At 45.7% G+C, this 14,351-nt stretch carries 15 protein-coding genes and 2 tRNA genes; 6 read left to right on the top strand and 11 right to left on the bottom strand.

Features of this window, described 5'->3' with window-relative positions; translation table 11 throughout:
* Positions 1-74 precede the first annotated feature (74 nt).
* Positions 75-245: a YhfG family protein gene (locus FTT64_RS06165; RefSeq protein WP_000935322.1), complete on the top strand. Its 171-nt coding sequence runs from the start codon at positions 75-77 to the stop codon at positions 243-245.
* Positions 246-257: 12 nt separating this feature from the next.
* Positions 258-854, top strand: a complete 597-nt coding sequence (locus FTT64_RS06160; protein ID WP_005176409.1) for a putative adenosine monophosphate-protein transferase Fic — start codon at positions 258-260, stop codon at positions 852-854.
* 103 nt (positions 855-957) lie between these two features.
* Here the strand turns inward: FTT64_RS06160 and FTT64_RS06155 are convergent, their stop codons facing one another.
* The 10 genes from FTT64_RS06155 to FTT64_RS06110 all read right to left on the bottom strand — a co-directional run bounded on the left by FTT64_RS06155 (position 958) and on the right by FTT64_RS06110 (position 9,529).
* A complete protein-coding gene (locus FTT64_RS06155) occupies positions 958-1,854 on the bottom strand; it encodes a hydrolase or metal-binding protein (protein ID WP_136143825.1) in 897 nt (298 codons plus the stop codon).
* 139 nt (positions 1,855-1,993) lie between these two features.
* Positions 1,994-3,067 carry a YqaJ viral recombinase family protein gene (locus FTT64_RS06150; RefSeq protein WP_180182175.1) on the bottom strand — a complete coding sequence of 358 codons (1,074 nt, stop codon included), beginning with the start codon at positions 3,065-3,067 and terminating at the stop codon, positions 1,994-1,996.
* Positions 3,068-3,211: 144 nt separating this feature from the next.
* Positions 3,212-4,249, bottom strand: coding sequence for a DUF932 domain-containing protein (locus FTT64_RS06145; protein WP_136144585.1), 1,038 nt, complete (start codon positions 4,247-4,249; stop codon positions 3,212-3,214).
* 110 nt (positions 4,250-4,359) lie between these two features.
* Positions 4,360-4,659: a hypothetical protein gene (locus FTT64_RS06140; protein WP_004988544.1), complete on the bottom strand. Its 300-nt coding sequence runs from the start codon at positions 4,657-4,659 to the stop codon at positions 4,360-4,362.
* A gap of 140 nt (positions 4,660-4,799) precedes the next feature.
* Positions 4,800-5,180 (bottom strand): hypothetical protein, encoded by a 381-nt coding sequence (locus tag FTT64_RS06135; RefSeq protein ID WP_002058070.1) that lies wholly within the window; start codon positions 5,178-5,180, stop codon positions 4,800-4,802.
* An 11-nt stretch (positions 5,181-5,191) separates the two neighbouring features.
* The gene (locus FTT64_RS06130) at positions 5,192-5,773 is read right to left on the bottom strand and encodes a hypothetical protein (RefSeq protein ID WP_068974885.1); all 582 of its coding nucleotides are present in this window, start codon (positions 5,771-5,773) and stop codon (positions 5,192-5,194) included.
* A gap of 17 nt (positions 5,774-5,790) precedes the next feature.
* The gene (locus tag FTT64_RS06125; protein WP_002058491.1) at positions 5,791-6,051 is read right to left on the bottom strand and encodes a hypothetical protein; all 261 of its coding nucleotides are present in this window, start codon (positions 6,049-6,051) and stop codon (positions 5,791-5,793) included.
* A gap of 806 nt (positions 6,052-6,857) precedes the next feature.
* Positions 6,858-6,947, bottom strand: a tRNA-Ser gene (locus FTT64_RS06120).
* Positions 6,948-7,034: 87 nt separating this feature from the next.
* A complete protein-coding gene (locus FTT64_RS06115) occupies positions 7,035-9,071 on the bottom strand; it encodes an NADPH-dependent 2,4-dienoyl-CoA reductase (protein WP_180182176.1) in 2,037 nt (678 codons plus the stop codon).
* Positions 9,072-9,175: 104 nt separating this feature from the next.
* Complete coding sequence (locus FTT64_RS06110; protein WP_005179182.1) at positions 9,176-9,529, bottom strand: hypothetical protein; 354 nt, start codon at positions 9,527-9,529, stop codon at positions 9,176-9,178.
* 222 nt (positions 9,530-9,751) lie between these two features.
* On the opposite strand from FTT64_RS06110, the gene argG reads away from it, so the two are divergent.
* Positions 9,752-11,092 carry an argininosuccinate synthase gene (gene argG, locus FTT64_RS06105; protein ID WP_005179184.1) on the top strand — a complete coding sequence of 447 codons (1,341 nt, stop codon included), beginning with the start codon at positions 9,752-9,754 and terminating at the stop codon, positions 11,090-11,092.
* Positions 11,093-11,149: 57 nt separating this feature from the next.
* On the opposite strand, the gene FTT64_RS06100 is transcribed toward argG, so the two are convergent.
* Positions 11,150-12,421, bottom strand: a complete 1,272-nt coding sequence (locus tag FTT64_RS06100; RefSeq protein WP_180182199.1) for a GGDEF domain-containing protein — start codon at positions 12,419-12,421, stop codon at positions 11,150-11,152.
* A 148-nt stretch (positions 12,422-12,569) separates the two neighbouring features.
* On the opposite strand from FTT64_RS06100, the gene pyrC reads away from it, so the two are divergent.
* From pyrC to FTT64_RS06085, 3 genes are all read left to right on the top strand, one after another.
* A complete protein-coding gene (gene pyrC, locus FTT64_RS06095) occupies positions 12,570-13,604 on the top strand; it encodes a dihydroorotase (RefSeq protein ID WP_180182177.1) in 1,035 nt (344 codons plus the stop codon).
* Positions 13,589-14,248, top strand: coding sequence for a ribonuclease T (gene rnt, locus FTT64_RS06090; RefSeq protein WP_075167718.1), 660 nt, complete (start codon positions 13,589-13,591; stop codon positions 14,246-14,248). The genes pyrC and rnt overlap by 16 nt, the downstream gene beginning before the upstream one ends.
* Positions 14,249-14,268: 20 nt before the next feature.
* Positions 14,269-14,344: transfer RNA gene (locus FTT64_RS06085), tRNA-Glu, on the top strand.
* Positions 14,345-14,351 lie beyond the last annotated feature (7 nt).

Genomic DNA, 14,351 nt, shown 5'->3' with positions numbered 1-14,351 from the left:
TTGAAAGCCGTGCCTATTTATAAGCCCATCTGCTAAACTAGGCTTACATTACCTTTGTTCAAGGAAATTCCGAAATGCTAAACACTCTCGAACAGAAAAAAAAATATATCCAAGCTACGCGCTTGCAGAATTATCAAGCCAGTTTAAAGCTGGAAGGCATTAACCCGTCCTCAACCGCACCGGCATTAAGTAAAGCTCAGATTCTACAGAAATATAAGAAATTCTCACAGACCTCGGAATCGTGATCAGGCTTCCTTATGGATAAATATGGTGAAATGGGTGACAGCATTTACTGTTACCCCGACTCGGACGTCCTCAAAAACAAACTGAACATTCAGGATGCTGAAATTCTGCAACAGGCAGAACTGGAGTTGACTGAGTATGCCAGCACACGCATTGAGTATGCGGAGCCACCTTACGATCTCAAATACCTGCAATCCATTCACTTTCAGCTCTTTTCAGACCTGTATGCCTGGGCAGGTGAACTAAGACAAGTGGATATTGCCAAAGGCGATACCCGCTTTTGTACCTTCCCGCGTATTGAAATTGAAGCCAATAAGCTCTTCAAGCAACTTGAGCAGCAGCACTATTTTCAAGGTTTAGCCAAACCAGTACTTATCCAAAAAATCGCTGATTTTTATTGTGAAGTCAACGTGATTCACCCATTTCGTGAAGGCAATGGACGCACCCAGCGTATCTTCTTTGAACACCTACTTGCTCACTGCGGCTATGGGGTACAGTGGAGTAAAATTAACAATAAGGAAGTCTGGATTCAGGCCAATATTGATGGATTCAACTGCCGGCTAGATGGACTGATCGCTATTTTTGAAGCCTGCATTATCACTCCTGAATAACAAAAAAATTAAGGGAGCCAAAGCTCCCTTCAATTAGTGACTAGCCAACTTGTTCAGAATCCATTAATTGACTTACCAAGCTGACTAGATAATTCAACTGTGCTCAATTCACTGCCTGCACACTCTGCTTTAAACCTTGCTGAATCTCCTGCACATAGCCCAATTGCGCTGAATGCTCTGTATCTACAGAACTGTCACTGTGTAGGTAAAACTCCTCTAGCAATTCCATCCCCTCCTCTGCATGCACCTCAAATTTGGCATTGGCAAAACCCTGCCGTGCAATCTGATCTAATGCCGCCTGATCAAACCCTGCCTGTTTTCCCTGTTGGTCAATCTCCTTAGCCGTCTGAATTGCTGTTTGCAAATCCACTCCTTCCCGTAACGTTAAATCCACGTAATACACGGGCTGACGATAGCTTTGGGTGGTACTTTTTCCACGCAAGGTGAGCTGCAATGGTAAACACGACAACAATCCACCTGAAGCTGCATGGTAGTAATTCAAACGTGCAGCCAAAGTGCGAATGCTGTTAAAGCCTGTAGTTCTGAAAATAAAAGTCCCAAACTCATCGGCTTCACCTAAATTGACATGCAGGCGTGCATAAGGCTTGCAATGTCCGCCTTGTCCAAGTGGGCATAAATCGGGGGATGGACAAGGATGTTGCTCTACACCTTGTGATGTCATACGTTGGCAGGTTTGACCATTCCCCACACAAATCGGGCGACCTGTCTGTCGGTCAAATAAACTATATTCAGCTCGAAGATTGAGTTCAGGGTCATTGAAGATCATACGTACAGGGATGCTACGCAGCTTTTGATTCGGTGCTTGACTACGCAATTGCTCATCCAAGGGGTGTTTAATCCAACCGTCCTTACCCTGTATTTGACTGGTAATGGTGAACTGATCGTCTTTCTCTGGCAGACGCTTGCCATTCTTTTCTATTACACGGCCAATACTGATCCGTCCCAAGATGGGTGGTGTGATTGCTAAACCTTTAATCATGTTGAAATTCCTCTGTCGTTGAGATGTTTAGAAGTGTTGCACTGTTTGCTTAAAATAAAATCGGCATAAAAAAATCCCATGCAGGGCTGCACGGGACTTCAGATTGCTTCCTGCTGAGTGATTAACTCTAAGTTTTGAGCTAATCGTGATAAATGTTGAAACGACGACTGCCTGCTTTCTGCAGTGAGTACTGTTGAATGAGTTCAGGTTGGTGCTGAAGTAAGGATTTGATGTCTAGGCTGATACTGTCCTTGCTCTTCTTCCATGTCACTGAACCTTGCTGAAATACGGCACGTTCATGTTCCTGCATCAGTGCCTGAACTCGGTGTTTGAGTAGATCAAACTGGCTTTGGTGTTGTTCAATCTGCTGTTTTTCCTTTATTAGCTGATCAAACAGTTCATTGGCAAGTTCGACCTCCGTTAGATCAACACAACTGAGCGGGGTATGTTCAGGATAGAGCTGCTGTAAAGCTTTGGCTGCCGATTCACTGGCATCCACTGCTGGTGGAACGTCATTTTCAACACATTCCCAAAATAATCGTTCTGCCTGAATGATCTGTTCAATCAAAGCTTCGTTACGACTGACTTTGTAGATTTTTGTTTCCTGTCCACACAGCAACACACAAATATGTGCCGCTTGCTTGCCTGTCACCGCCAGTTGATGTTGTACCTGACACAGCACATACAGAGGTACACCCTCCTTCCACAGTTTGGCACCATATTCCCCCGCGGTTTTGCATTCTAGGATTTGTACGTCTTCATTGCCCACTATGGCATAATCCAAGTTCGCCAACATAAATGCTTTATCAGGATCAGGGTGCTGCAGTACCGCATTGACCCGACGGACTTTATTATTGGTGTGCATGCTGTAGTATTCTGCGACCAAGGGTTCTAACTGCTTGCCCCAATATAAAGGTGCATGTCCTGAGCTTTCATCTTCAATATTTTGCTGTACCCGTCCTGTTTTAATCATCCACAGTTCCAGCATCGACATATAAGGATTCAAGCCACAGGCAGCTGCGGCATCACTGCTGCCTATTCCCTGTTTACGCACTTCCAGCCATGCCTGATAGTCCAGTTGTTTGGTGTTGATCAGACGTTTGGCATTTAAGCTGCGTTTTGAACCTGATTGACTTTGTTTAGGCTTGTCATTGGCTATAGTTGGTAAATACTGAGATTGAGACGTTACTGTTGGGTTTATAATCTGATTCATGGGTTTATCCTTCTATCATTGATTTTAAAACGGCATAAAAAAAGCCACATCCGAAGATGTGGCAAAGAGGGATCGTTAATGAGGAGGACACATGATCGTGCTGATCAGATGCTCTAATGATAAAGTCTAAAGATTAAATCAAGCTTAAGCGGCTAAATGTAAAGCCTGCTCCAATCCCCGTTGTTTCAATGCTGCCCCTGCACCAAACCAAGCAGAATCAAGGCGGTGATCGGTACTCATCGCACGACGTTCATGATCCACAAATTCTGTAATTGCACAAAGTAGTCCATAGGCGGTGTCTTTGGCTGAAGATAAGTCTGCTCCACGTCCCTGCCCATTAAACATATTCATGACTTTGGTCATGGCACGTCCATTCGGTTCAGTTTTATTGGGTTGTGGATTGGCTTGGGATGCAACATTACGGTAGTACTGAATAATGTTATCCTCCTGTTCCATCGCACTTAGGCTATTATTGTTAAATACCGCATCAAAATAAGCTGCTGCTTCTTTCTGAGTGACTTTACGTTGGGTGAGTTGTTTCATTTCATACATATGGTCGTACCATGTTTTCACTGAAATACCGAGTTGATCTTTGACTTTTTCGGCATCAAACTTAGTACTGTGCGGTACTTTGACCACGCCTGCATTGGAACTCTGTCCTCGTAAGGCAATGGCTAAAGTGTTGTTACACACCACACGGATATTGGTGAATTGTGCAGTGGTGGCTAAAGTACCATCACATGCGGTTGCCAGCAGGATATAGCCATTGCTGACATCCCCACCTTTCAATTCTGCGGTTTGCCCTGTACGTGCCAAGGCCCAGAACTTTTTCCCACCCTTTAAGACACCTGCAGTTTCCAGTTCAAAGCCTGATTGCTCAGTCAGATCACGGTAGAATTCCAGAATTTCCATCGGTTGGACTTCTTGATAACGCTGACTCACCACCGATAAAGGAGCATGCGTATCTGAACGGTACAGTACCCGTTGTTCTTCATACGGCATGATGATGCTTTGTCCACGTGAGTTTTGAGCCATGTAGCTGACATTGGATGATTCAATGCGCCAGTCCATACCTGCTTGCTTGGCCCAGACTTCAATCGGTTGGTTTTGGCTAAGTTGATTGCCCAGACCATGCCACGGGGTTTGTCCGACATACGCCATGTTTTCAAGTTGATGTGCCATTTTGATTATTCCTCAAATAAAAGTGAAAGATGTAAGATGTAGAAATGTGCTGTAAGGGTTTAAACAATCCATCTATTCAAAGATGTAACCGTGTAAAGTCAGAGATGCGATTACGGCACCCATGCAAACGCTTGTTGGCAATCCAAACAGAGATACTGCTCGGCATTGCTGTAAAATTTTTCATAGCAGTACTGACTGACAATAACCAATACACCACCCACCACAACACCGATGGCTGCGCCTGTAAAAGGCGGGAATCCTGCCTTTTTGGCAAGTTGCATGCCGAACAGCGCCATCTGTGTCGGTGAAATACAGCGTTGCAGTTGTTCGAAATAGTTGGCGTTTGCATGACTTGAATCAGTCTGTCTGACATGGGTGGACTGACAATAGGGGCATTGAATTAAGGACATTGAATATTCCTTGTTAAATGAATTGGGTACGAAAAGCTGAATTGAGGGCATAAAAAAACCGTGCCCATTGAGGACACGGTTTGATTTGGTGTTTCATCTAAATTTAAATGCTGTGTTTTAACATTTAGAATGCAAGACGGTTATTGAAAGCTATAGCTTGCAGTGCCTTTATCTGTTTCGACATCAACCTGCACCACATTACTGTAGCTACAGTCTGTTAATTTTAGTCTTAAACGTTGCCCCATCTTAAAATGCTGCGGATATTCCAATGATCGACGATAGCCTTCATAACGACATTGTCCATGATTGACAGAAACATGGCTGACATCGATAGGCTCTGCAATATTGGAACGGATGGTCAATACCGTAGCGGATTGATTTTGGGCATACCAGTTACTGGTATCAATTACATCGAGTTCGACCGTAAACGTGTTTGGATCAAGGCCAGCATTACAGCCACTCAACATGATGCCTGTCGTTGTAGTCACTGCGAAGAGCAAGGGTTTTAAAAGTTGCTTCATCAAGTTCATCCTTAGCAGTAGTTATAGCTCACGCCATAATCGCCTGTATTTAAGTCAATGCTGGCCAGATGGATTTCACAGTCTGTGCCGTTATCAAATTTATAGACGTAGTAGCGATTACCCGCTTGCTCCGACTCCAGTGCGCCATGTTCTTGCAAGCTAAAGTCTTGCACTGATTTACCTGTATCTTTTGCAGCTTTGGCAAAGATATAGCGCTGATACTTGTCTATATTGTCCTGCTCAAATTCAGGCAGTTCATCATAAGGCAGCATCGACAGTAAGGTATCCACCACCTTAAGGTTTTGATTAAACTCAAAACTCAGCAGCTCAGGTTCATGATCTGATGAACTCAGACTTTTGCTTCCCGTGGTCAATTCTTTTACATCGATCCCATCCACTTCTGCTGCTGCAATCTCAGTGGATACTGCTTCTGAACTGGCGGATTCTAAAGGTTGTGCAGAGCTGACCTCAGAAGTGTTGGCTGGAACCGTTTTTTCAGTTGCGTGCTTAGGGCTAAAGAAATAGAAGCCTGCGATGCTGATCAAGGTCAGGGCTAAGATTGCCGCCAAGCCCAATATGGTTTTTTGGGTCATTTGAATATTCCCCTCATTTAGTTGGGCACAGTGACTTGACCATTCTGCGCATTAAAGTGAACAAAACGTGGACAACCACCTTGAAAGTTCACCGTGAAATTACGCCAACCACGGTTGCCAGGATTGGTTTTATAAAGACATTGATAAACCCCACCGCCTGTATGACGTGCTTGAACAAGGTAGGATTCACTGGCTTGTGCAAACCAGCCTGCCTGCGCCAATGATGCGCCTGCAAGTAGTGATGAAATCAGGGTCGTTTTTAGGAAAGTTTTAAACATCATCATTTTCTCTTTTTTATAGGCATCACTGGTCTTGGTCTTAATCAGACACAGTGTTCCCCATGTCATAAATATTGGAATGAATATCTATGTTTTTTTGAAGTGTTATAGACGATAAAGCACACAAATCTACGCCCCTCAAAACAGCATGAGAGATTCATCTTCATATCGGTAATATGTAATTGAAAAAGTTTTATTCTTAGAAAGTGATCGACACAGCAATGCATGAAATACACAGCATCAGGTCACATTACCCCTGTGGTGTAGATCGGGCACACATAAAAAAGAGAAATATAAAAGACAGTATTGATGTAAGCGCATGGCGTACTCCTTTGTTTTAAAAGAATCCTGCCAAATCACTGTCAATTGATGGTGGCAGAACGAAAGAGGGTTGACAGACTGGTAACAAAGAAACCAGCACGCGCAAGCGCGTCCCCCCTCCGCCCTACCGCAAAGAAGGGGGACGAACGGGTCCACAACATGCAAAATCAGATTTCACATATTGTCTTTGTTAATGGGTCTGTCAAAACCCGCTGACGATGTAGGTCAGCAGACTAAGGATAATCTGCACGCTGTAGAGCGTCAAGCAAGCTAAATAAATGGGGAGTGAAAATATTAATAATTAAAAAATGTTTGAATAAGAATTTAGTTAGATTTAAATACAGCTTATTAAACTATATTCCTTAATCTTCCAAATACTACCAAAAGAAATCAATCCAATCCAAAATTTGATGAGGGGTAGGTTGAGGGGTAAAACTACAGACAAAAAATAAGCCCTTGCAAATACAAGGGCTTATCTTAAAATTTGGCGGAAGCGGTGAGATTCGAACTCACGGAGGACTCACACCCTCGTCGGTTTTCAAGACCGGTGCATTAAACCGCTCTGCCACGCTTCCATGTGCGCCATAATACGAAGCTTTTTTCCATCTGACAAGTAAAAATTACATTCAAGTGACTCAAATGAATATTGTTTCATCAAATGTTTAAAGTTTGGCGGCCAATTCAGCACCTTCACGAATGGCGCGCTTGGCATCCAGTTCCGCTGCCAGTTTTGCCCCGCCAATAATGTGATACTGCGCCAAGGTCTGCTGGCCAGTTGCCGGCATAATCTCTTTAACAGATTCCTGCCCGGCACAGACCACCACAGTATCGACCCGCAATAACTGGTCATGGCCATCCATTTCTACCCACAAACCTTCATCACCAATGGCTTTATATTGCACCCCGCGCAACATGCGTACGCCGTGCTTTTTCAGTTGTGCACGATGCACCCAGCCGGTGGTTTTACCTAAGCCGGCACCCAATGGCGTGGTTTTACGCTGCAACAAATAAATTTCACGCACAGGGGGATGAATTTCCGGTGCCTGCATACCGCCTTCAGATACATAGTGTGGATTTAAATCGACGCCCCACTCGCGTTTCCAGTCCTCCACAGGTTGCGGCTGTGGCTGCTGCTCCGGTTTTAATAAAAACTCGGACACATCAAAGCCAATGCCGCCAGCGCCAATTACCGCCACTTTATGACCGACAGGCGCGCCATTCAGCACTTCGGCATAAGACAGAACTTGGGGTAAATCGCTGCCCGGAATATTGAGTGTACGTGGCACCACACCAGTGGCAACAATCACCTCCTCAAAACCTTCACGTTCCAGCTGCTCGCGGTTAACTTTGGTATTCAGACGTACATCTACGCCAGTTTTTTCCAGCTGCACCTTAAAATAGCGGATGGTTTCGTGGAATTCTTCTTTGCCCGGAATCACTTTGGCCAGATTAAACTGCCCGCCGACATCGGCATTGGCTTCAAATAATGTCACCTGATGACCACGGCCTGCAGCCACCGTTGCAGCAGACATACCAGCGACTCCACCACCCACCACGGCAATCCGTTTTGGCTGTTTGGTTTTGACATAGACCAGTTCGGTTTCATAAGCAGCACGCGGATTGACCAGACAGGTGGCGCGCTGGTTTTTAAAGGTATGATCCAGACAGGCCTGATTACAGGCAATACAGGTATTGATTTCATCGACCCGGTTGGTGGCGGTTTTATTGACCCAGAAAGCATCGGCCAGTAAAGGACGCGCCATCTGAATCATGTCGGCTTTGCCCGCTGCCAGAATTTCTTCGGCCGTATCTGGCATATTAATCCGGTTAGAAGCAATCACCGGAATCGACACTTGCTGTTTCACGGCTGCGGTGTAATCCACAAATGCCGCGCGCGGCACCGAAGTCACAATGGTCGGAATACGCGCTTCATGCCAGCCAATACCGGTATTCAGTAAAGTCACACCGGCCTGTTCCAAAGCTTTGGCTACCGTGATGACTTCATCCATAGTGTTGCCATCATGTACCAGATCCAGCATCGACAGACGGAAACAGATAATAAACTTATCGCCAATTTCTGCACGAATGGCTTTGACAATTTCCACAGCAAAGCGCATTCGGTTTTCAATCGGGCCACCCCAACGGTCATTACGCTGATTGACATGACGGCTTAAAAACTGGTTTAGCAAATAGCCTTCAGAACCCATGATTTCCACGCCATCATAACCGGCTTTTTTGGCCAGACTGGCGGTTTTCACATAGTCCTGAATGGTGTTTAAAATCTGTTTATCGCTGAGTTGGCGCGGTTTAAATGGTGAAATTGGCGATTTAATCGGGCTAGCCGACACCACAAAAGGCTGATAGCCATAACGGCCGGCATGCAGAATCTGCAACAGGATTTTGGCGCCATGCTTATGTACCGCATGTGTCACCAGTCGATGCGGTGCAATATCCCCCAAGGTATTCATGGTGCCGCCGGCCGGTAATAACCAGCCCTGACGGTTCGGGGAAATCCCGCCCGTAATAATCAGGCCAACGCCGCCTTTGGCACGCTCACCAAAATAGGCCGCCAGTTTCGGATAATTATAAAAACGGTCTTCCAGACCGGTATGCATGGACCCCATCACCACCCGGTTTTTCAGGGTAGTAAAACCTAAATGTAATGGACTGAGCAGATGTGCATAGCTTGTTGTCATCATGTATTCCTGTACGCTGGCTTTGCAACTTGTTGCATAATACTGTAGCGATTTTTTATTATTTGTTTATGGCATTTTCAAAAAATTATCATGACAAACTGCCAATGTCAGTTCTGCCACTGCTTGCTGCTGCTTTTCCATAGTGCAATTGCACCGAGCACCGTGCCAATTGGAAAGCTTAATAACATTAGCACGGCCAAAATACGCGACAGTGTGCGTCCTTCACCATCGCCCCGTTTCACTTTTAAACAGGCGCTGATATTCAGATAAATCAACAGCAGCATCAAGGCCATCACAATCACTAAATTGACTGTGGCAATACTGCGCTGCTGATATTCCAGATACAGGAACACCACCGCACTAAAACTGAGTAAACCGGCATAAATACCATGAACCAGCGCCAGGGTTTCATTGCGGTTATTGTTGGAGATCAATGGGGGCGGTGTGACATTGGGCTGCATCGGCATTTCCTCTCTGTGGATATAAATTGTTCTATCATACTCAAGCCAGGAATGGGCTGCTGTGGCCGAAAATAAACTGAAACCGATGAAAAAAAGTCTAACTTTTTTCAGAAAGCAAATTTTTCAGAAAACATCGTTTCGGAAAAGTGCTACAATAGCGCCATTTTAGAATTCTCCTTGGCCACCATTTTGGTTGCCTATATTCATAAGTTAGGACTCGCAATGACTGATAATGCAACGATCTTGCAAAGCGTACCAGTAGGCAAAAAAGTGGGTATCGCCTTCTCTGGTGGTCTAGATACTTCTGCTGCTTTATTGTGGATGAAACAAAAAGGCGCTGAACCTTATGCCTACACAGCAAACTTGGGTCAGCCAGATGAAGATGATTACGATGCTATTCCGAAGAAAGCGGAAGCCTATGGCGCAGTAAAAGCACGCTTAATCGACTGCCGTTTACAGCTTGCACTTGAAGGTATTGCTGCAATTCAGTGTGGCGCGTTCCACATTTCAACAGGTGGTGTGCCTTACTTCAACACCACACCACTAGGCCGTGCAGTTACCGGGACCATGCTGGTTACTGCCATGAAAGAAGATGACGTGAACATCTGGGGTGATGGTTCAACCTATAAAGGTAACGACATCGAGCGTTTCTACCGTTACGGCTTACTGACCAACCCGGCGCTCAAAATTTACAAGCCGTGGTTAGACCAGACCTTTATTGATGAGCTAGGCGGCCGTGCAGAAATGTCACAGTTCCTGATCGACAACGGCTTCGACTATAAAATGTCAAAAGAAAAAGCCTACTCGACTGACTCGAACATGCTGGGTGCAACGCACGAAGCCAAAGATCTGGAATACCTGAATGCCGGTATCAAGATTGTTGAGCCAATCATGGGCGTTGCGTTCTGGAAAGATGACGTTGAAATTGCACCTGAAGAAGTTTCAATTACCTTTGAAGAAGGTTTCCCGGTTGCACTGAATGGCCGTCGTATCGAAGATCCGGTAGAGTTCATTCTGGAAGCCAACCGCATTGGTGGCCGTCACGGTCTGGGGATGTCGGATCAGATCGAAAACCGTATCATTGAAGCGAAATCTCGTGGTATTTACGAGGCTCCGGGTATGGCGCTGCTGCACATCGCTTACGAGCGTTTAGTGACAGGTATTCATAACGAAGACACCATCGAACAATACCGTATTAACGGTTTACGTTTAGGCCGTTTACTGTATCAAGGCCGCTGGTTCGATTCTCAAGCACTGATGCTGCGTGAAACTGCACAGCGTTGGGTTGCGAAAGCCATTACTGGTACAGTGACTTTAGAACTGCGTCGTGGTAATGACTACACGATTATGAACACTGAATCTGAAAACCTCACCTATGAAGCTGAGCGTTTGACCATGGAAAAAGGTGATTCAATGTTCACGCCAATGGATCGTATTGGTCAGTTAACCATGCGTAACCTGGACATTACCGATACCCGTCAAAAACTTGGCATTTATACCGGTGCTGGTTTACTGGCCGTGGGTACAGGTTCTGCTGTTCCACAATTAAAAGACAAGAAATAAGTTGTCTCTATGAAAAAACCGCCTTCGGGCGGTTTTTTTGTACTTGCTGTTTGGGATTTATTCTAAACCTTGCAGAATATCGCTGACCTGCGCGGTCTGATAATAAATCTGGTTCCGGCCGAGTTTTTTCGCCCGGTACAGCGCCTGGTCGGCACGGCTAATCAGATCATCCTTGGAAATCTCGAGCTCGCCTTTATACACGGTAAAACCCAGGCTGATAGTAATGATATCGGACACACTGGATTTTTCATGTGGAATGGCCAGCCGTTCAATCGCCCTAAAAATATTTGACGCCACCGCATAAGCACCATGCGCATCGGTTTCAGGCAGCAACACCACAAATTCTTCGCCACCATAACGCGCCACAAAATCCATATGCCGGATCGCGTCTTTAATGGACTTGGCCACTGATGAAATGACTTCATCACCTTTTTGATGGCCATAAAAATCATTAAACAGCTTAAAGAAATCGACATCAATAAATAGCAAGGACAAGGGCCGTTCATCATGCCGCGCCTGCTCATAATAGCTGTTCAGCATTTCATCAAAGTTGCGCCGGTTCGACACTTTGGTCAGTGCATCATGCTGGCTTAAATGCAGCAATTCTTCACTGTTAATCCGGTTAATTTTCTCGCCGAGTTTCGCCTGCTGCATCACCAGAAAGATCATCCGCTCTCGGGTACACAGCATTTTACTCATTAAAAAACCCATCACTACGCTGCCGATGAGCACCCGCACCATCACCATCACATCAATTGGAATGTAAAAGGTAAACAGCATGACCATGGTCATGACTGCCGCCATTAATCCGGTCAGCAGCATATGAAATGGTTTTACCCCGGTCAGCACATAGCCCATGATGTAAATGATACAGATGATCATCATGGCCTGATATTTCAGTGCTTCGGTATACACGGTCATGGTGAGCCAGGTCATCGACAGAATGGCCCAGAACACCAGCGCCATGGCGGCATAGGCAAAATAGCGCCGCAGGATTTTATAATGCGCAAAGAAAAACAGCGTCAGCAGACACAGGCCACCATTGAGTAGCCCGAGCAGACAGCGGATAAAATCATGCCAGAAATGTTGCGGCTGGATAATCCAGTAATCCCCGGGAATGACCAGCATGGTCAGAATAAAATAGACCAGCACCCCCGACCAGAAATACTGGTTAATATTATGCCGGGCCCGCTCCAAATACTGCTGCCAGAATTCCTGTTCCAGCTGTTTCGGAAACACCTGACCCGCGCTGCGTCGTTGCCGGGCAATCAGTGCCTCTATTTTTTCCTTGTCGTATTGCAATTGGACAAGCTTATATTTGTATTCCATTGACATAAAATATAATTTTTATAGTCGCTTAAAAATAACACAAAATGATAAAAATTAATTCAATATAAGGCATCTTTTGTCTAGATTTGACGTTATCATTGTCAGGTTTATAGATTATCATTCCATTTATTTTTCGATCGGCATCACCTTGAATACGATTACTCTTTTACAGCCAGATGACTGGCATGCTCACTTACGTGACGGTTTAGCATTAAAACGTACAGTTCCAGATCTTGCCAAACAGTTTGCACGTGCGATCTGTATGCCGAATCTTGTCCCGCCTGTAAAAACCGTGGAAGAAGCGATCAGCTATCGTGAACGCATTATGGCGCATGTGCCAGAAGGCGTGGCGTTTGATCTGCGCATGGTACTGTATTTCACCGATCAGACTTCGCCAGCCGAAGTGAAAAAAATTAAAGACTCCGAGCATGTCAATGCCATCAAGCTGTATCCGGCTGGTGCGACCACCAACTCGGACAATGGTGTCAGCGACATCCGTAAAGTCTATGCGGTGATTGAACAGTTAGAAGAACATCAGGTGCCGCTGCTGTTACACGGCGAAGTGACCCATCAGCATGTCGATATTTTTGACCGTGAAAAACGCTTCCTCGATGAAGTATTGGCACCTTTATTAAAACAGTTCCCGAAACTGAAACTGGTGCTAGAACACATCACCACCAGCGAAGCAGCACACTTTGTCCTGGAGCAGGACCGTAACGTAGCGGCTACCATTACTCCGCAGCATTTGCTGTTTAACCGCAATGACATGCTGGTTGGTGGAGTTAAACCGCACTTCTACTGCCTGCCTATTTTAAAACGTCAAACCCATCAGCAGACTTTGCTGGAAGTGGCGACCAGTGGCAACCCAAAATTCTTCCTCGGAACCGACAGCGCGCCGCATTCTAAAAATGCCAAAGAAAATGCCTGCGGCTGTGCCGGCTGCTATAGCGCACCAACCGCCATTGAGCTGTATGCGCAAGCCTTTGACCAGGTCGGTAAACTGGACCGCCTAGAAGGTTTTGCCAGCCACTTTGGCGCAGACTTCTATGGTTTGCCGCGTAATACTGGTACGATTACCCTGGTTAAAGAAGACCAAGTGATTCCTGCAAGTTTAGACTATTTGGATGGTGAACAGATTGTTCCGCTATATGCCGGTCAAACCATCCAATGGAGAAAAGTGTGACAGACGAAACTCTACCTTTAATTGGTCAGCGTTTCCGTGGATTCTTACCTGTTGTGGTCGATGTCGAAACAGCAGGTTTTAATTCGCAAACCGATGCCTTACTTGAAATAGCCGCCATTCCGATTGTGTTTAATGCGGAAGGCCATTTTGTTCCGGGTCAGGCCTATCATGCGCATATTAATCCGTTTGAAGGGGCCAATCTGGACCGTCGTTCACTCGACTTTATCGGGATTGATCCGTTCAACCCGATGCGTATGGCCATGGCTGAAGATGAAAAAACGGCGCTGAAACGTATTTTTAAATCCGTGAATGAAGTGCGTCGCCAGCAAAACTGTACTCATGCAGTGCTGGTCGGCCACAATGCGCATTTTGATCTGGGCTTTTTACAGGCGGCCATTGCCCGTACCAGTACCAAAAACCAGAATCCGTTTCATAGCTTTTCCGTACTCGATACCGTAACCTTAAGCGCAGTGATGTTCGGTCAAACGGTACTGGCCAAATCCTGTATTCAGGCCGGCATTGAATTTGATGGCAAAGAAGCGCACTCTGCCCTGTACGACACACAAAAGACCGCGGAACTGTTCTGCTATATTTTAAACAAACTCACCCCGCATCTACTTGACACCTTGGTGGCGGATCAATAAGATACCGCCATCTTCTAAACGTCCCTATCGTCTAGAGGCCTAGGACATCGCCCTTTCACGGCGGTAACCGGGGTTCGAATCCCCGTAGGGACGCCATCTACAT

This window comes from Acinetobacter sp. Q186-3, assembly GCF_013420655.1.
Taxonomy (GTDB): domain Bacteria; phylum Pseudomonadota; class Gammaproteobacteria; order Pseudomonadales; family Moraxellaceae; genus Acinetobacter; species Acinetobacter indicus.
Note: the sequence above shows the minus strand (reverse complement) of the source record. Positions and strands in the feature narration are given on the sequence as shown.